The organism is Planococcus wigleyi (genome assembly GCF_014836985.1).
Classification (GTDB): Bacteria; Bacillota; Bacilli; order Bacillales_A; family Planococcaceae; genus Planococcus; species Planococcus notacanthi.
Window position 1 is genome coordinate 1,103,412 of sequence record NZ_JACSPU010000001.1, and the last position, 17,555, is coordinate 1,120,966.

Genomic DNA, 17,555 nt, shown 5'->3' on the forward strand with positions numbered 1-17,555 from the left:
GCAGCTAGTTTATTGCTGATCTTTTATGTCCCTTGATTTCCTTTTTGTGTATAAAACATAAATAGCATTCAGAATGAACAATACTATAGCGGATGTTAAGAAGCCGAGTATTCCAGGTACATTAGGACCAGTTATTAAATAGAAAATAGTAGCTAAAACAAAAGCTGTAAAACCAGCCATACTAAGTTTCCATTGAGAATTTTCTATTTTCTCCATACCAGTGCTCACCCTTTCTTATGCAAATAATAGTTCTCTCACAAATGAAGAGCTTTCAATCGTTGAGATAGACCAGTTTCGGACAATACAGATTATTATTAAAATTATTTATTTCAATAGTACCAAACTAATAATTTATAACAAACTCTAAGTGATTATTGTAATTAAACATTTTACGTATCATTGAGTCTACAGGAAGCAAATAATATCCTCGGTCAATAAAAAAGAACTGTAGCATGGTGACTGCAGTTCTCATGGAATGTTCAATGATCATTAATTAATCCACTGCACAATTTCTTTCATGTCTTTTCTTACTCTCGGGAATTTAGGCTCGTCTTCCCGGTAACCAAACGCAACCATAGCCGATACAGCTAAATGGCCATCCTCCAATAAGTTTTCTTCCTCCAGAAGCTTTTGTACTTTATCGTAATGAAACCCTTCAATTGGACAAGAGTCAATTCCTAGGAAAGCGGCGACAGTCATCATGTTGGCAAAAGGAATATAGGTTGATTTTCCAGCCCAATCCAACATTGTACGCTCGTTTACCAGGAGATTTTGTTGGTTTTCTTGGAATTCTTTATACGCTTCTTTGATTTGATCATACATTTCAGCAGGAAGCCCGGCATTAAGCGATTGATTTTTCGCATATTCGGAGTCGTACTTGGTATCCTTGATGGTTCTTGCAAGAATGATCACGAAATGACTTGCGGTGGGAAGAGTGCCTCGTGCACCTGGAGTAATTTCTTTCAGCTTTTCTCTGAATTCCTGGTTTTGAATAATGAGGAATTTCCAAGGCTCATAGCCAACTGAACTTGGCGAAAGTCGGGCTGCCTCCAAGATTAGATTAAAGTCTTCTTCTGAGATTTTTTTTGATGGGTCAAAGGATTTTATAGCCCGTCTAAATTGAAACGCATCCAGAATTTCTTGTCTTTTTATTACTTTTTGTGTCATGTTCAAAAACTTCCTTCTTCGTTGTATTTAGGCAAGCTAGCTTTTATCAGACTTCACATCAATAAAAAATAGGTTGATATTTCCCTTGTTTTGATGAGCTTAGCCTAGTCATCCAGTAATTAAGTATAAAAAATGGAAATGTAACATCTTACACTTAATCAACTGGCGTTGTACGTTAGACACTATAGGAAAGTTCAGTTGTTATCAAACATCGTGTTTATGCATTTTTATGTGAATCTGTTAATATCATCAATTGAACTTTTATTTGAAAGTTTCGTCTTTACTAAAAGGATGAAATGCCAGGAGCGGGAAGTGAACTAATGAAAAATCATCGGAATTTATTGATATCCATAGGCATCGTGGCTGTTCTTTTTGTGGCGGCCATTATCTACACTCTTGTGAGTAACCAAGATCCGTATAAATTTCATTCGGGATTGGGCTCCGGTCTTTCTGTCTCTCCAGATGATGAAACGATTTTGTTTTCCTATTATGACCAAGGAGCAGAAGCAATATTCAAAGGCCGCTTGTCAGACGGGGAAGTAGAGAAAGTGACAGAACCGGTAGACGAGGACCATCGCATGCCGCAATTCTCCCCTAATGGAGAAGACATTCTCTATTTGTCTGCTGGGAATGAAGGTGTTCAGTCTCTTCAGTATATGCGTATTGAATCTGGAAGTGAGCCTTTACAATTAACTGGAATGGATGTGCATGTATCCACCGCTGCTTTTTCACCGGACGGGAAAACCATATATTATGTAGCGATTCCAGCAGAGGATTTTTTAAAGCCAGAAGGTGAAAAGGAAAACGGAGCTGACTTGTTTTCTGTAAATACCGCGTATGGAGAATTTCTTAAATTAACGGATAAAGACGCTTTTGACATGTCTAAACTCTCGGTTTCAGCCGACGGAACCACTCTTTATTACACGGAATTTGACGGGATTCAACAGCTGATAGCCTATTCACTCGATGAGAAGGTTGAAAGTCCTTATTTGCCTCAGTTTCTTAAAGAGGACCTATATGAACCTTATTTCTCGGAAAATCAAGAGTTGTTGGCTTATACTGCTGCATCGGAAGAATCCAAAAAGTCCGGCTCGTTATTTGAATACGAACTTTTTTTGATGGAGACTTCAAACGGAGAAAAGAGGACACTTACGGACTTTCATGCATCAGTGACATCGCCATCGTTTTTTCATCATGAAAACCGGATCGCCTTCTTAATGCAACCGAATTGGCCAGATCAGCCGGAGGTTTATGAAGCAATGGCCGTTGATTTTGACAGCGGTGAGATAGCGCCGCTGACTTTGGAATTTCCTGAATCGAATAACACGTTTCAGCCAGCCGCTATCGCACGATTATTCGTAAACCCGCTAACGGTACCGGGACTTTATATTCTGTTGTTCGGTTTGTTGAGCGTTTACTTTCATTCGGCATTAGACAAAAGATATCTGCCAACTAAAATAAGTGCGGTTCTTACGGCCATTGTTTTCATAGTCAGTTGTTTAATCCTCTTTATGAACCCGTGGGCTGCTATCGGACTATTTGGATTAGCTGCAGTTTTGGCCTTCTGTACAGCACTCGTCTTCACTTTTGCATATGTTTATACTGGATTAACAAGTTCAGAGGATGGGGATAATGAAAAAAGTGAAATCTTGAAGCGGTGAAATCAGGGGCGGGATATCAAAAACTACGGAGAAGCATATTTTAAAAGTTCACTGTCTACCGAAGCTGCCCTTAATCATTGGATGTTATAGCAAGTAAAAAGGAAATGGTATATTACAAAAAAATCCTTTTATGGTAAAGTGAATAGATCCTGTACTAGAAGCGGAGGAGTGACATGACAACTTTAGTCAAGCGGCTCGTGGTTTCAACTTTCGTTGTGCTGCTTGTTTTGCTAAGTGCCTGCACAAATGCCGATACTCAAAAAACACTGATGATTGACCATCCAAATGGTTATGAGGGAGTTCTGGTCTCCGGTGCTACTTCATTAATTGAAACGAGTGGTTACGAAGAGGTACTGGTCAGTGGAGGAGACAAAGCGAATGAGTTGATTGATGCATTGAACGGAAGTGAACTTGTCGAAGCAAGTGAAGATGAACTTGAAAGCAGAACAGCTGACCTGGAAGCACCAGGAAGTTACCGAATGCTGCTTTACAACAAACCAAGCGTCAACAGTACTAGCGAGGATATTTATCCGATCCTATTCTATAAAGATGGAACGATTCAAGTGAACCAAGAAGGAACCTCTTATTTTATCGCCGAACCACCCAAAGATTTGCTGACTAAATTGAAGTCGGATTGGGATATTGTTTTTTAAGAGTAAAAGATTTTTGCAACCAAAATATTCACAGCCCCTTTTTAGTCGGCGTGCCTCCAGATGGGAGGTGCTGTTCATTTAGGGGAAGGGGCATGGATGTATAAGAATATACATAACTTATCTAAGCTCTATAGATGGTTCTAATTCCATCGGTTAAATCAGAAAATTATACATAAAATTTTCCGAAGGAAGGAGGGGGTACCTATTCTAAAAATAAGCAGAATCATCTTCCAAATTGTTGGAGTCGGATTAGCAGCTTATGTGCTATGGAGCCAAAACTTCGAGTTGATGCCATATGTAATGCTGACGTTGGGAATTTTGATGTTGGCAGCGGGATTTGAAAGAATTCAAAAGGATAAAAAAGAGTTTTTTGGATACATGTTTGTCGTGATTTCTTTATTTATTTTCTTTGTATCGGCCCAAGGATTCAACGTAAACTATTAAGAATTTCTCTACAGCAAGAAAGACGCGGGTTGGTGTTCTTTATTTCTAAATTTTAATTTGAAAAGTTTCTTTCGACTATGATCTTTAATTAAAAAAGGTATAAGTGATTAGAGTGAAAATATCTCTGGATACCAAATAGAGAAGCGTTACAACTACAGAAACCGGAACCGCAAACGAAATCAGTTTTGGAAATGAAACTTCGTTGAATTTTGTTTTGATTCTTTCAACGGCAGATGAATATTTGTTCTTCATCCTATCACCTCCAATCTGCATTCATATGTCTAAGTTTTGATGGTAACTACCGGTAATCTTTTAGTTGTTGTTAAGAGAAGAAAAGAAAGGAAGATTATTTTGCTTAAGAGAATGTACTCCGTTCTGTCGGCAATTTGTTTCGCTTTAATAATCTTACCGCTTGCACTTCCTTCTTCTCCAGGAGGCTTTGATCCACTAGTCTTCATCCTAGAGATAAATTTCTACTTGCCGCTGGTATTAAGTGTGGCAGGGATTATACTGGGACTAATCGGACTTAAAGGAAACGTGAGGCTCTACTTGGTTTCGTTTAATGCTTGCGGTCTTGCAATATATATCTTCCTTACTTTTATAGCTTTTTTTGGTTTCAAAGAACCTTAATCTGTCAATAAAATTTACTTATTATCAGTAAAATTTGGTTCTAAAAAAAGTTATAAGAGGGGGAATATATAGTGTCAAAAATTAAAATTACTATAGAAGCTTTAAAAAGCCGATTGGATTCGAACGGCCTTCTGGAAGTTCAACAGGAAGAGGGCTATGTAGACAAAATGAAAGTGGTTTTCAATCCGCCAGCAACCAAAGAGGAACTACAGAAATTGACGTTTGCTGTACCAAAAGACTATGAAGAATTTCTACGGCTGCACAATGGTGGGCTTCTGATTACCCATCCTGAATATGGTGGGGGATTTGAACTTTTTACTGTAGATGAAGTTTTAGAACACAGAGCTATCCCTGGCTATGACTATCCTGATAACTGGTTTCCAATAGCTTATGGATATGATGGCTGTTATTTGATCGTGACGGACAAAATGGTAGGCAATGGCTATCTTTACGTAATGGATACCGGCTACAACTTCGAAGATAATATGTTTATCGGTATGACCTTTGAGGACTGGCTTGAGAAAATTATCATTGCACAAGGAACAAAATTCTGGGAATGGGGATTCATCATTCCGTAACCAATGGATCAAATAGACTCTGAACGACTACCGGTAGTTAAATTAAAACTGAGATTTATTTTAATCTTTGTTGGGATAAGTAGTTGAAATCAGCTTCTTCTAAAAGAGGAAGCTTTTTATCGGTATGTACTTTGACTAATAATTGTTGAACATATTCCTGTATGGCAAGCATATGATAAGGGAAATCAAAGTGGAATTCCTCTTCTACTGGCAAGACCTCCATGACATACGAACAATTGTATTTCATCCCTAGAAGGTCATCATTAAAACTTAAGACGTCCTCATAAGAAGATGCAGACAACTCAAAATCAGAAACTAAATAGATGGAAATTTTATTGCCTTCTTTCGAATTTGCTGATTTTCTTTCATCAATGTATAACAAAAAAGCTGTTCTTTCAGTGTGATTCATTTCAATCTGAAAGAATTCTACTTCGTTCAATCTGAGCAGCCTAATAAATCTGGTATGTAATACTCTCAATTTGCCGCCAACTCCTTCTTATTAACCTGATCAACTTTTTATATAAGTTTTTATAAAATGGATTTAAATTTTCAATTAAAAGATGCTGTCCCTAAAAGTCATTGTTCAAGACTTTTTTGGGACAGCTCTTTTTGTGTTGAGTCATTTCAAACTTCTTTAACCACGGTTTCTGCGTATACATCATGAGGAAATTTTGCTCCGGTAGTATTGTATTTTTTCGGGTTTTTTAAATAGATCAGTGAACTTAAGGTATCCCGGTGAACCATTCGTTTCACAATCTGTTTCGGTGTCAGTTCTTCACCGGATTCACTCAGAATTTGGATGCCCGCTGCTTTTTGTCCAATGGTTTGTCCGCTTTTCCGCATCTGTACATATTCCAACCCATATAGGACCACTGCCGGTGCAACTACCGTTTGGAAAAAACTATTTTTCACTTTCTTTTTTACTGCCTGTTCTACAGCCGCAGAAACTGCTGTGGAAATTGCTGTATCAATCAAAATGCCTTTTACTCTCTTTTTCATTAGCTTGTCCATTCAATTCATCCTTTCTTATCTTACTTTATCGGATTCTTTAATCAGTAATTCCAGTAGAGAAAAAGTTAACCCGCATTTTCGAATGAGAGATAGTGGGGAATCATCCTTGCGGCATTGTATAAACTTCCTCAAAAGGCTGCACCACAACAAAACCATTACCCGAAAACTTCATCTGAACGGATTCACCGCTGCCTCTGCCAAACAGGCTTTTCAGCTGAATGTCTGTGACAAATTCAGGTTCTAGGTTCCCTGACCACGCAACTGTGGCATTCGGATCTGTGAATACGGGTCTGTCAGGCGTCACGAGCAAGGTGAGCGGCTCGTAGTGGGAGGTGAAAGCGACAAGTCCTTTGCCTTCCAGCCGTACATTGAAGAGCCCACCAGCCATCATTCCAGCGACGCGGCGCATGAGTTTGATGTCCCAATCCAGGCCGTCTTGAAAAGCGAGCAGATCATTTCCGTTGATGAAGATGCTTTCGCCTTCCAAATCCAATATGGTGATTTTTTTGCCTCGATCGGCTAGATAAAGTTTGCCGTTCCCGTTCGCCTTCATTAGCTGTGCACCTTCTCCAGTGAAAGCTTTTTTAACGAATTTACCTAGCCCATGTTCAAGCATGCCTTCGCGTTCGAATTTGATGTTTCCTTCATAAGAAATCATTGATCCTGCTTTTGCCCAGACCAGCCCGTTCAGGTTCACTTCCAATAACCGATCCGTCTCCAGCTCAAAAAATTCACGAGCGCTTTCATCTTGCTGTGTGGTTTGTACAAATTGATGGATGGAGTACTTCGACATGACAATTTCTCCTTTCAGTGATTACTAGTATGTACGTTTGAGAAAGAAAATGGTTCCAACGTGAAGAGTGATTGATAGGAATGCTTGAACATATGATGTGAGTTATGCAACAGAATCTAATATCTTAGAAGCCGAATTTGGGCGTCACGGCTCGTTGTTGCTTTTATAAATAAAGGACTTTGTTCGTCTGGAAAAGAATTAGTAGTAGATCAGTAAACCAGAAGAGGAGGTCTGAATAGATGGAAAACGTTAAAGAAGGATTTATCCCGGTTACGGGAGGGAATGTCTGGTACCAGATCAGCGGCAATGGCCCTGGCATCCCGTTATTAGTACTTCACGGTGGACCGGGATCGAAAAGCAGTGACAGTGATCCGCTCCGGCAATTGGGGACAGACCGTCCGATAATCCATTATGATCAGCTGGGATGCGGCAAATCGGATCGCCCTGATGACATGGCTTTATAGACGGTAGAGCGCTATGTGGAAGAGTTGGAACAAGTCATCCAGGAACTTGAACTGAAAGAGTTTCATATACTGGGTCATTCCTGGGGAACCATGCTTTTGGCTGCTTTTTTGTTCAAAAAGCCGAAAGGGGTCCGAAGCGTTATTTTTTCTGGCCCGGCACTAGATGCGCAAAGATGGGAACGGGACCAGCGGGATTATTTAAAGCAATTTCCAAAAGAAGTCCAGGAGACAATTGAAATATGCGAACGAAAACAAACGACCGATTCTCCAGAATACAAGCAGGCGGTAAAGGCATTTTATAAACGCCATATGTGCCGCGTTGAACCCTGGCCAAAAGAGATGGAAGAAGACATGAAAGAGTTAAACCATCAAATTTACAACTTCATGTGGGGAGCGTCTGAGTTCACAGTTACCGGAACGTTAAAAAACTTCGACGCGACTGGGCGCCTGAAGGAGATTGAAATGCCGGCTTTGTTCACATGCGGCTGGTTTGATGAAGCGACGCCTGAAGCAACGGAGCATTATGCCGGGCTGGTTCAAGATGGGGAATTCCATGTGTTTGAAAACAGTTCCCATATGCCGGGAATAGAAGAACCGGAAGCCTATGTAGAGACTGTCCGCGAGTGGCTGAACCGTCAGGAATTGCGGCCGGGAGCGTAAAGAAAAAATCACCCAGCAGAGAGATTCCTGTTGGGTGATTTTTGAATTTACAGACTCACAGACCCTTGCTGGATGCTAGATTTTTGTGAAAAACCGGCGTATAATTCGAGGTGAAAAATAGCTTATACATAGAAGTGGTTGCCGGATTTTACTGGTTGAAAGATACTCTTATTTTTTATTCGTATGATTTGCCGCAGGATCCATGGCTTCGTAGTAGCGGAATCGCCATATGCTTTATGTCCATGGAAAAAGTTCCTTGGTTGGTAATGTGCAGAACTTGCCGCATGCTTTATTTTCCCCTAAAACCGGGAGGTAATGAAAGTGGTACAGCAAATGAATAATGCTTTTTCGTTTGCGCATGGAGAAGGTGATGCCTATTGGTTCAATGGTACTTTGATGGAAGTAAAAGCAACAGGTCAAGAAACAAATGGCGTTTTCAGTTTGATTGAAGGGCTGCTTCCGCCTGGATATGAAACGCCGTTGCATGTCAAAAGCAAGGAAGAAGACATGTATTATGTCCTGGAAGGCGAATTGACATTCACAGTTGGAGACAAAATAATCCAGGGAAAAGCAGGAACGTTCATATTTGTTCCGCGCCACATCAAGCATAAATTCAAAGTGGAAGGGTCTTCCCCCGCGAAAGTGCTGTTCATGTTTACGCCTGCTGGGGTGGAACAGTTTTTCATCGAAATGGGCGTACCGGCCGATAACTATGAATTGCCATCGGGACCGGTAAATTTTGATATGGATAAATTTATGGCAACCGCTCAAAAATACGGCATTGAAGTTATAGGATAAAACAAGGCAAGGCGGTAAGTTCTGCACATTGTCTATAAAGAGAATAGCTTGTGAAATCAAGTAAATATAACCAGTTTTTACGACAGTAACGATCTGGTGCTGAAGATTCGTGAAGTTGGTTCTGATCGTAAAAAATGCATACTGGATAACTCGTTGTTGAAATGAAAAAGGACCTCGAAGGGTCCTTTTTCATTTCAACGGATGATCGTTTTGACAACTGACATTTCTTTGCCAAACCGGACACCCTCATCTACAAATCCTAAACTGGCGTATAGACTATGTGCGCCTTGATTTGCAGGATGGTAACCGACGGCAATCTTTTGCGCCTGCAAGGAACTTACCATGTGGTCAATCATTAAACTGCTTGCCGTTTTGCCGATTCCTTTGTATTGAAACTGCTTATCGATCATAATGCGATAAATCCAATAAGCATCCAGTTCTTCTGGAACGGAATTGTACATCAGAAAGCCAACCATGGTATCGCCATCATAGATAGCTAAGGGCTTTAGTGTGGGCTCGAACTTTGATTGCACAATAGAGACTGCATTGGGCTCCATGAATTGCTTTTGCTCTTCTGCTACTTTCAATTCGCAACAGGTATACCAATTTTCTGCGTCCAGTTGTTTAAGGCTGATAGTTGAGATGCTCATTATTTTCCCCTTTCGGAAAGACGGCAATCGCTTTTTTCTTTACTCAGGAATACAGATATGCATTCATTTTATAGAATACTGCCGGTATCTATTCAAACGAGAGGAAATTGCGTATGGATCTATTATAGCATGCAGACGTTTTTCAACTCTGTCGTTTATTGCCTTATTTCAATGTGCTATGCTGATGTCAATATGAACAAAAGTGAGGGACTCGAGTGGAAAAATCATTGGTCTGCATTACAGCTTACTCCAATAAATTCTGGAAAATAAAAGCTCAAGGCAATTTCTTTATCGTTTCTTATGGAAGAATCGGGACCCGTGGCTCGATCAATACAAAAGAATTTCCTTCAGAAACGCTATGTCTGAAAGAAGCGAACAGACTGATCGAATCGAAGCTTAAAAAAGGCTACCGGGAAAGCGAACAACAGGCAGAAGAAGTTTTGGAGGGTTCAATGACAGAAGACCAATTTTGGACCCTGTTGGAAACAGCTCACCGTAAAGGGGATGACCCGGAAGAACAGATCGAGTGGCTCATTGGAAAATTGGCCAAAAAACCGGTACATGAGATTGTCGGCTTTGATTTCCATTTTAATCAGCAATATGCTAAATCCTACACATCTGATTTATGGGCAGCAGCCTTTATCATTATGGGAGGCTGCTCTGATGATTCCTTTGATTATTTCCGTGCATGGCTGATGTTTCTTGGAAAAGAACCGTATGAGGGAGCTCTTCAAAATCCCGAAAGCATCCTTCCTTACTTGGAAAGGATGGAAGAGGATGTGCCGGAATTTGAAGATTTCCTGTACTGCGCCAGTGCGGCGTTTGAGGAAAAAACCGGAATGGATCAAGACGAATACCTCGATTTGTATTGGAAGGTGTCGGGAGACGTATACGTGCAGCCCGAAATGGAGTTTGATTGGAGAGAAGATGACGGGGAAGGTTTGTTCAAAAAATTTCCGTTGTTGTGGAATGCCTATGGAGAAACTCCTTTAGGTTAAAGAATAGAAGTGATTAAAAACCTTTTCTCGCATTCTAAACGACAAGATTTGGCGGCTAAACAGCATAACCAGCTGCTTGAATTGGAAGAAAGAGGGCAAATTTTAAGAAAAAATTTAGCTTTTTACTTATTTTAGTAAAACATTCTAGAAAGAGTGGTCTTATTGCCAGAAAGCACTCCTGTTTTTAAATGATAACCCGATGGCTCAATAAGAAGCAGAGAAGATGCAGAAATTAATGCGTCTTCTTTTCTTGTTGATTTAAAAAATCCTTATGGATAAAGGATTTTCGATTCAACAAGATGAGGTGGCTTGGTTAGTGGAACGGAAAATGTAGATAAATGAACGGATGAAAAACATGATCCATTTTTATTGAAATACAATTACAGAAAATAAAGAAAGTATATAAAAAAAGCTTTAATGTTTTCTGAATTAAAAGAATTTTCTATAATACTTTACATATTTTATGCTATAGACTAGTCTTAATGTATCGGTAAGGCAAATAAATAACAGGAAATAAGGTGATATTTAGGCAGAAAGTACAATGTTAAATTATACAAAATAATATCAAATTATCTGAATAATGATATTTTTATATTTCAATTTAAGAGTTACGAAAGCATCATAGGGGATGTAAAGGAGTAGTTAGTATGATTATAACAGAGGAACTGGCTGGAACAGCAGAAGCGGTAAGTAAAATTTTGGGTAGCGAAGTGGAGTGCCAAGATGGAACTTACCAACTGAAAACTAAACGGTCGGTTTACGTGAAAAATAGCAAAGTATTGGATGTCAGTTTGTCCTTGGATTTGGATATTTCATTCAGCTTAAGTGATGAAGGACCGGATGGCAGTAACGAAGCGCGTGTTTGTCTGATGCCGGAAGAACTCGCGGCTTTTACGCAAGCGCTGATTGCACATCCCTTATATTTCCCCATCAGCTATTCGCAGCACATGACAATGGAATGCGGAATGTATTGTATCCGCTTGACTTCACAAGAGCCTCCGGAAGTATTTGCGGAACGCCTTGTTGCTGCACTTGATGCACTGGGATAAAAAAGCATTTGCACAGATAAAAATGGATTAAAGGGGAGAAATGGTCATGGAACAGATCGAACAATTTCCTGAACAATCGGTTGGTTATTTTTTTCTGAAATCCAAAGATGTGCACGATGAAAACGGTTGTTCTTTCATTACATTCTTTGCCCGTTTGGCGAAAGAAATCAGATACGAGAAAGAAGGGAAGATACAGGAACAGGTACAGACAGTATGGGTGGATATAGAGGAAGTCATGCTGGAAAAAGCATCACCGAAAGCAAAAGCATTGCCGAATGGCATGCAGCGCTATGAACTCACACCAACTGTCTTCCATAGCCTATATCAAGTATCCCAGCAATGCCCTGAAGAGTTATTTACCATCACACCTTATCACCGGGAATCCAGCAGTGAGAGATATATCCCATGAGTTTAAACGGGGAAACCTCACAGCGGTTAGTATTTTATTTTAGCTTATCCGTAGTCGGATAATGCCCTTTTTGCCCCGTATTAAACAGCTTTGCACGCAATTATTATGTGGAACCATACCAAGGAGGATGAATAGGATGACTGTAATGATGAAGGAAGTAAAAAGAATGGGTAACCCAACTAAATCGTATTTGGAAATTTACAAGGAACATGTAAAGGGCTATAAGGAATACAAAATGCAGAAAGCCGTTCAATCTTCCAAAAAAGAATTGGCTAAAACCGCTTCAAATTAATTCAAGTTCAGCATGTGCATGCAAAAAATACAACCTGAAACCAGACCGGTTTCGGGTTGTATTTGTGTATGAAAAAAACGCCCCGAAGGACGTTTTCTATTATCTGCTTCGTATTTTGGACAGCAAGCGCAGTATTTCCAAGTACAGCCAGACCAATGTCACAAGCAAACCGAAAGCACCATACCATTCAAAATATTTCGGAACCCCTTTATCAGCTGCATTTTCGATAAAGTCAAAATCCAACACCAGGTTCAGCGCGGCGATGATGACGATGACCACGCTGATCGCAATGCCGAGCGGCGTCGCTTCGTGGAGATGAGGGATTTGAAAACCGAAAAACCCGCCGATGAACGAAATCAGGTAAACCAGGAAAATGGCGCCCGTGGCAGCGGCAATGCCGAGGCGGAAATTCTGTGTCACTTTGATGAGTCCCGATTTATAAACAAGCAATAAACTGAACAGCACTCCAATTGTGATCAGGACAGCCTGGAAGACGATGCCGCCGTATTGAGCTTCGTATTGGGCAGACACTGCCCCCAGGAATAATCCTTCCAGCAAAGCGTAAACAGGTGCTGTAAAAGGAGAGATTTTAGGTATGAAGATTGTCACCAATCCAACGATCAAGCCACCGATGGCTCCAACCAGAATCAACGGCAATACACTGTTCGGGCTATTGACGAACTGATTCCAGGAATAGACGAACGTTACCAGCAACAGCAATAATAAAATGAATGTTTTATTGACCGTTCCTTGAATGGTCATTTTTCGGCCAATGTTCGTGTCGTTGAAATTATCGAACGAATCGGCTTTTAAACTCGGGTTTCCACTTCTCAACTCTCTCACCTCGCATATTTTTCGTAGCAGCATTTATTATATCCTTTTCATAAACAGAAATACACGATAAAGAGAAGCGCTAATCAATGATAATTTCTTCAACGCCTCTAACCGTTAAATGGGATAAAACCGATTAGTCAGGCTATAAAATATTCCCGATATGTGAAGAAGGTGAATCCTACTACAAAAATCAAGTACAGGATTGAGCCGATGAAAATATAGGATTTTTCCGGCACATAAGCTTTCTGTTCCATTCGAATGCCCGTTTGCCCTTGAATCGACATGTCCAACCGGCGGCTGGCCATGCCTCCTTTGGATTTGAAAAAATAAATGAGGGCAAGCGCCAGTCCTGCGAAGGGGATAGCCACATCCAGGAAAGCGACGTCAAGCGCAATAGCTGCCAGCCAATTGCCGCCAGCAATCACAAAGATGGTGAAAAAGATGATCAGCGTATTTTTCATGTGTACCTCCAATTTGTATTTTTTGAAATAAATGTTAATCTGCTGCTGATTATTATACGGTGAAAAAGAAAGAAGGTTTCAATAATTTTGGGATTACTTATATAGGAATAGAAAATGGGGTTCTTGTAAAGTAATTCCCGATTTAATCGGAGCAAACTTCACAATATAGGATCAGCAGAAGCAGTAAAGTATTTATTTTATTCTGATAATAGAGAATCTTTTATTGGATATATGTGGTAAAGTAAGAAGGCGACAGCTGACAATGAAATGGTAAATTAAAACTGATTAAGGCTGTAAAGTTGAATGTAATTTGATGTGAATGATATTACTTTCAATTTTCTCAATAGAAACTAGTAGAAGATTTAATATAGTAAGGAGAGGAACTTCACGATGATACAAAGTAAACTCGCACTCATTGGTTCATTTGTTATTTTATGTATCTGCATGTCTTTGTATTTTCCATTTCCGAATAATGTCATGTTGAATGCTCGTACTACGTTTATGTCGTTTCCAATTCGTGACCAAGCTGGATATATTCCACTTGGGATAATGGGGGCCATTTTGTTTATAATCGCTTTAATTTTGTTGTTCAAGGGATTAAAGAAATATCACTTCCGAACAATACTAGTTGTGTTGCTCATATATGCATTTTTGCCGAAACTTTTAATTACGGCTTACCAAGAAACAGTTGCAAGCGGGATTACAGCAATATCATACGATAGCAATGGCAAGTGCAATTTTGAGTCGGTGGGGCAAAAGATAGCGAATGGGGAATGTGAGCTTGTATTGCATAATCGAAGTAATGAAGCTGTGTCATTTGAATTGGAATTTATCGATTCATTTTTTATTGAAGACGGTGTACGAATGGAGTCTCTAATGAATTTAGCGGGTCCGTATAGTATTACAATAGAAGCAAATCGCAAAGAGCCTATTCGATTCAAGGAGTTGCTCGACTTATCAGATGTGCCGAAACATATCGAATCTGGAGAATCATCCGGGATTCATTTTAAGTTGACTGACGGTGAGAAAACACGTACTTTGTAGCAGGCTATAAAAAGTTATAACCTGTTGAAATGGCCAAACTAGCGAGAAATTTATTTCAATGATTCCGTAAATAAAATTCACCCTAAAAAGCAGCAGCCCTTTATCCATGAGGGCTGCTGCTTTTCATTGCATCAATTTTCAACGAAATCAAAACAAAACGCTTCCAAACCGATTTCAGCGAGCACTTCCTGGCCGGCGGCTGTTGGATGGATGTCTTGCGGAAGGACGTATTCCGCCTGATTATTCCCAAAAGCATGATATGCATCAGCCAACTCTACATCATGGAAAGAATTCGCTATTTCAGCGAAAGCAGCATTGATCTGCGGCAAGTATTGATCGGATACCTGGTGCAGCGGATCGGCCACTTGGAACGGGTTATAAATAGTGTACAGAACAATTGGTGCATCTGTCAGCGAGCGTATTTCGTGAATGCTTGCTGCAAGATTGTCAAAAGCATCACTGTTGGCGAGCTTTTGTTGAATGAGTGTTAGAAACAACTCGGAATTTCCGCCACTTTCAGCATTGGCGGCTCTTAAAATTTCCAGAAAATCGTTGCTTCCGATGTTCAAAGTGACGTAGTCAGCGTGATGGACGGCTTTTCGAAATTTCTTATTGCTATCCAAAGCAGTAAGCAAGTCGTCTGTCTGCCATCCCGGAACTCCTAAAATGCGCACCCGCAAATCTGCGTCATCGCCGATAAGATAGGGAAAGGCGACTTCGGCAGGACGATCATTGGTTTCCCCAAGATTGTAGCCGAAAGGAATGGAATCTCCTAGAGCGACAAGAGACTCCTTGCCGTGACCATGATGGCTATCGGCTAAAGCTGTAGGGGTCCCAAGAGCCAAAGCGATTAAAGCAGCAACAAAAATTTTTATCATTTTACTCATAAGGCACCTCCTTTCTTGTTTTTTCGTTCATTATAAACCCGGAAATCTGAATTGTCTGTATTTTTTAATAAAATTTTGTTGGAAAAGATGGAAATTTAAGCACTCACTTTGAATTGCTTTAAATAAGTCAACATAATACTTGCAACTGATGGAATAGAGCTTTCTTGTAATTTAATCGTGAATAAGACCTTATATTAGTACCTAATACTAATAGTTGATGTTAGAATGAGGCGAGGACATCATAAAGGGGCGATTTAAATGAGTATTTCCAAAGCAAGAATTACAGCCATCGGATCATATGTACCTGAGAAGAGGTTGACGAATCACCGGTTAGAAGAATTAGTGGAAACAAACGATGAATGGATTGTCCAACGGACTGGAATAAAGGAACGCCGAATTGCTGCTGATAATGAATTTACCAGTGATATCAGCATCAAAGCAGTTGAAAATTTAAAAGAACGTTATGGAAAATCGCTTGATGACGTCGATATGATTATTGTCTGCACCATGACTCCTGATTTTAAGACGCCGAGTGTGTCTGCTCTCGTGCAGGCAAAGCTGGGGATAAGAAATACCGGCGCCATCGACTTGAATGCAGCTTGCTCCGGATTTGCATACGGACTTCACATGGCCAACGGTTTGATCACGGCTGGACTGAACAAAAAGATTTTAGTGATTGGTGCAGAGACCTTCTCTAAGATCCTCGACTACAGCGATCGTTCGACTTGTATCTTATTTGGAGATGGCGGCGGGGCAGTGCTTGTGGAATTTGATGAAGAAAAGCCGAGCTTTATCGCTTCCCATATGGGAACAAACGGGGAACTGGCCAACAATCTCTACTGTACGGATCTTTCCACCCAGATGTTTGGCAACGAATTGGCGGTAAATGGATTCGTGAATCAAAATGGACGCGAAGTCTACAAATGGGCAGTCAACACCGTTCCTAAAGGGATGAACGCCTTGATGGAAAAAGCACAATTTGAGACAGAGCAAGTGGATTGGTTCGTGCCGCATAGCGCCAATCTCCGCATCATCGAGTCTATCTGCAGCAGAAATGGACTTCCGTTGGAACGGACGATTTACAGTCTGGAGTATTACGGCAACACTTCTGCAGCGTCAATTCCATTGTCTTTGGATAAAGGCTTGCAGGAAGGGAAGATCAAGCCAGATGATAAACTGCTGCTATACGGATTTGGCGGTGGTTTGACGCATGCTGGCATGCTGATCAACTGGTCGATTTAAGTTGAAGGGTTATTAATAAAACGTCATCTTTGAATTCAAAGGTGACGTTTTTATTTTTTTCAAATAGAGCAGAGGTGTCAGGCACCCAAACAATTTTAGGCAATAAATTTTCTCAATTAATGCGAATTTTAGTTATCTCGAAGCTGAGGCATATAAATTGTATTTGCCGTTCTGGAACCGTAGAATTGGGTTTAGCACCAAAGTTCCGCTGAAGTATTCAATGGTAGATTTCAACAACTCGAGCGGATGGCCGAAACGATGCACAGTTTGAAAATCTACGGATTATGTTTGCTTATGGCTCTTTAGGGAAACAAAAGAGTAAACCGTAGGACTGATTTAATTCACTATCAATGATTGATAAATAAAGTAAAGAAGGTGCATAGATATGGGTACGAATAAAACGATTCTAAAAACAAGTGATTGGGTAAAAGGCAAATCCCGCCACGACGAGCTGATTATCGGTTTCATCGATTCCATGAATGTCCTTAAGGAAGCAGTAAACGTTACAGTGGTGGAAAGCGACAACGAAGAAATGATCGGCTTGACCATTCCGATGTCGGTGCACCAAGTAGAAATTATTCCAGAATCCGATACCAAAGATGCCGCGCAATTGGGCTTCCTGATCGATTTAGCATTGGCTACTGACGACAAAGAGTGGTTCCAGGAACTCTCTGCACAATTAAATGCCAAAAAAGAAACAGTGAATTAAGATAAACTCAATGACATCAATAGGAATAGCACCTACTCCTCAAGGGTTCAAAAACCTGCAATTGTGGATTTAGGTGTTATTTTTTATTTGTCTTTTACTAGAAAGGAAACTTCTATCAATG

Annotated in this window: 23 protein-coding genes and 1 pseudogene; 14 read left to right on the forward strand and 10 right to left on the reverse strand. The window is 40.3% G+C overall.

Going from position 1 to position 17,555, the window contains the following annotated elements:
• Window positions 1-9 precede the first annotated feature (9 nt).
• Window positions 10-216: a hypothetical protein gene (locus tag H9630_RS05275; protein ID WP_191714408.1), complete on the reverse strand. Its 207-nt coding sequence runs from the start codon at window positions 214-216 to the stop codon at window positions 10-12.
• 273 nt (window positions 217-489) lie between these two features.
• Window positions 490-1,167, reverse strand: coding sequence for an NAD(P)H-dependent oxidoreductase (locus tag H9630_RS05280; protein WP_191714409.1), 678 nt, complete (start codon window positions 1,165-1,167; stop codon window positions 490-492).
• A gap of 296 nt (window positions 1,168-1,463) precedes the next feature.
• On the opposite strand from H9630_RS05280, the gene H9630_RS05285 reads away from it, so the two are divergent.
• The 3 genes from H9630_RS05285 to H9630_RS18800 all read left to right on the forward strand — a co-directional run bounded on the left by H9630_RS05285 (window position 1,464) and on the right by H9630_RS18800 (window position 3,925).
• Window positions 1,464-2,828 (forward strand): PD40 domain-containing protein, encoded by a 1,365-nt coding sequence (locus tag H9630_RS05285; protein WP_191714410.1) that lies wholly within the window; start codon window positions 1,464-1,466, stop codon window positions 2,826-2,828.
• Between the two features lie 173 nt (window positions 2,829-3,001).
• The gene (locus H9630_RS05290) at window positions 3,002-3,481 is read left to right on the forward strand and encodes a hypothetical protein (RefSeq protein ID WP_191714411.1); all 480 of its coding nucleotides are present in this window, start codon (window positions 3,002-3,004) and stop codon (window positions 3,479-3,481) included.
• Window positions 3,482-3,781: 300 nt separating this feature from the next.
• A complete protein-coding gene (locus tag H9630_RS18800) occupies window positions 3,782-3,925 on the forward strand; it encodes a DUF3953 domain-containing protein (protein ID WP_225218402.1) in 144 nt (47 codons plus the stop codon).
• Window positions 3,926-4,009: 84 nt separating this feature from the next.
• Here H9630_RS18800 and H9630_RS05300 read toward each other — a convergent pair whose 3' ends face one another.
• Window positions 4,010-4,177, reverse strand: coding sequence for a hypothetical protein (locus H9630_RS05300; RefSeq protein ID WP_191714412.1), 168 nt, complete (start codon window positions 4,175-4,177; stop codon window positions 4,010-4,012).
• A 449-nt stretch (window positions 4,178-4,626) separates the two neighbouring features.
• Here H9630_RS05300 and H9630_RS05305 point away from each other — a divergent pair, with 449 nt between their 5' ends.
• A complete protein-coding gene (locus H9630_RS05305) occupies window positions 4,627-5,133 on the forward strand; it encodes an SMI1/KNR4 family protein (RefSeq protein WP_191714413.1) in 507 nt (168 codons plus the stop codon).
• Window positions 5,134-5,188: 55 nt separating this feature from the next.
• On the opposite strand, the gene H9630_RS05310 is transcribed toward H9630_RS05305, so the two are convergent.
• The 3 genes from H9630_RS05310 to H9630_RS05320 form a co-directional block, all read right to left on the reverse strand.
• On the reverse strand, window positions 5,189-5,542 hold the full coding sequence (locus H9630_RS05310; RefSeq protein ID WP_225218404.1) for a hypothetical protein: 354 nt from the start codon (window positions 5,540-5,542) through the stop codon (window positions 5,189-5,191).
• 215 nt (window positions 5,543-5,757) lie between these two features.
• Entirely contained in the window at window positions 5,758-6,144 is a 387-nt protein-coding gene (locus tag H9630_RS05315) for an RDD family protein (protein WP_191714415.1), read from the reverse strand.
• A gap of 100 nt (window positions 6,145-6,244) precedes the next feature.
• The gene (locus H9630_RS05320) at window positions 6,245-6,937 is read right to left on the reverse strand and encodes an AIM24 family protein (protein ID WP_191714416.1); all 693 of its coding nucleotides are present in this window, start codon (window positions 6,935-6,937) and stop codon (window positions 6,245-6,247) included.
• A gap of 239 nt (window positions 6,938-7,176) precedes the next feature.
• On the opposite strand from H9630_RS05320, the gene H9630_RS18905 reads away from it, so the two are divergent.
• From H9630_RS18905 to H9630_RS05330, 3 genes and pseudogenes are all read left to right on the forward strand, one after another.
• Entirely contained in the window at window positions 7,177-7,401 is a 225-nt protein-coding gene (locus tag H9630_RS18905) for an alpha/beta hydrolase family protein (RefSeq protein ID WP_318247979.1), read from the forward strand.
• Window positions 7,402-7,413: 12 nt separating this feature from the next.
• Window positions 7,414-8,061: pseudogene (locus tag H9630_RS05325) on the forward strand (proline iminopeptidase-family hydrolase); the annotation flags it as partial.
• A 321-nt stretch (window positions 8,062-8,382) separates the two neighbouring features.
• Window positions 8,383-8,859, forward strand: coding sequence for a cupin domain-containing protein (locus H9630_RS05330; protein WP_191714417.1), 477 nt, complete (start codon window positions 8,383-8,385; stop codon window positions 8,857-8,859).
• Window positions 8,860-9,053: 194 nt separating this feature from the next.
• Here the strand turns inward: H9630_RS05330 and H9630_RS05335 are convergent, their stop codons facing one another.
• Window positions 9,054-9,509, reverse strand: coding sequence for a GNAT family N-acetyltransferase (locus H9630_RS05335; RefSeq protein ID WP_191714418.1), 456 nt, complete (start codon window positions 9,507-9,509; stop codon window positions 9,054-9,056).
• Window positions 9,510-9,724: 215 nt separating this feature from the next.
• Here H9630_RS05335 and H9630_RS05340 point away from each other — a divergent pair, with 215 nt between their 5' ends.
• From H9630_RS05340 to H9630_RS05355, 4 genes are all read left to right on the forward strand, one after another.
• Window positions 9,725-10,507: a DUF4240 domain-containing protein gene (locus tag H9630_RS05340; protein WP_191714419.1), complete on the forward strand. Its 783-nt coding sequence runs from the start codon at window positions 9,725-9,727 to the stop codon at window positions 10,505-10,507.
• A 647-nt stretch (window positions 10,508-11,154) separates the two neighbouring features.
• Window positions 11,155-11,556: a hypothetical protein gene (locus H9630_RS05345; protein WP_191714420.1), complete on the forward strand. Its 402-nt coding sequence runs from the start codon at window positions 11,155-11,157 to the stop codon at window positions 11,554-11,556.
• A 46-nt stretch (window positions 11,557-11,602) separates the two neighbouring features.
• Window positions 11,603-11,965 carry a hypothetical protein gene (locus H9630_RS05350; protein ID WP_191714421.1) on the forward strand — a complete coding sequence of 121 codons (363 nt, stop codon included), beginning with the start codon at window positions 11,603-11,605 and terminating at the stop codon, window positions 11,963-11,965.
• Between the two features lie 136 nt (window positions 11,966-12,101).
• Window positions 12,102-12,257, forward strand: coding sequence for a hypothetical protein (locus H9630_RS05355; protein ID WP_191714422.1), 156 nt, complete (start codon window positions 12,102-12,104; stop codon window positions 12,255-12,257).
• 99 nt (window positions 12,258-12,356) lie between these two features.
• Here H9630_RS05355 and H9630_RS05360 read toward each other — a convergent pair whose 3' ends face one another.
• Complete coding sequence (locus H9630_RS05360; RefSeq protein ID WP_191714423.1) at window positions 12,357-13,091, reverse strand: Bax inhibitor-1/YccA family protein; 735 nt, start codon at window positions 13,089-13,091, stop codon at window positions 12,357-12,359.
• A 137-nt stretch (window positions 13,092-13,228) separates the two neighbouring features.
• Window positions 13,229-13,552 carry a hypothetical protein gene (locus tag H9630_RS05365; RefSeq protein ID WP_191714424.1) on the reverse strand — a complete coding sequence of 108 codons (324 nt, stop codon included), beginning with the start codon at window positions 13,550-13,552 and terminating at the stop codon, window positions 13,229-13,231.
• Between the two features lie 390 nt (window positions 13,553-13,942).
• Here H9630_RS05365 and H9630_RS05370 point away from each other — a divergent pair, with 390 nt between their 5' ends.
• Window positions 13,943-14,596, forward strand: a complete 654-nt coding sequence (locus H9630_RS05370; RefSeq protein WP_191714425.1) for a hypothetical protein — start codon at window positions 13,943-13,945, stop codon at window positions 14,594-14,596.
• A 131-nt stretch (window positions 14,597-14,727) separates the two neighbouring features.
• On the opposite strand, the gene H9630_RS05375 is transcribed toward H9630_RS05370, so the two are convergent.
• Window positions 14,728-15,483: an SGNH/GDSL hydrolase family protein gene (locus H9630_RS05375; RefSeq protein WP_191714426.1), complete on the reverse strand. Its 756-nt coding sequence runs from the start codon at window positions 15,481-15,483 to the stop codon at window positions 14,728-14,730.
• 258 nt (window positions 15,484-15,741) lie between these two features.
• On the opposite strand from H9630_RS05375, the gene H9630_RS05380 reads away from it, so the two are divergent.
• Together H9630_RS05380 and H9630_RS05385 are read left to right on the forward strand one after the other, a co-directional pair.
• Entirely contained in the window at window positions 15,742-16,725 is a 984-nt protein-coding gene (locus H9630_RS05380; protein WP_191714427.1) for a ketoacyl-ACP synthase III, read from the forward strand.
• A 385-nt stretch (window positions 16,726-17,110) separates the two neighbouring features.
• Window positions 17,111-17,434 (forward strand): IDEAL domain-containing protein, encoded by a 324-nt coding sequence (locus H9630_RS05385; protein WP_191714428.1) that lies wholly within the window; start codon window positions 17,111-17,113, stop codon window positions 17,432-17,434.
• Window positions 17,435-17,555: the final 121 nt, after the last annotated feature.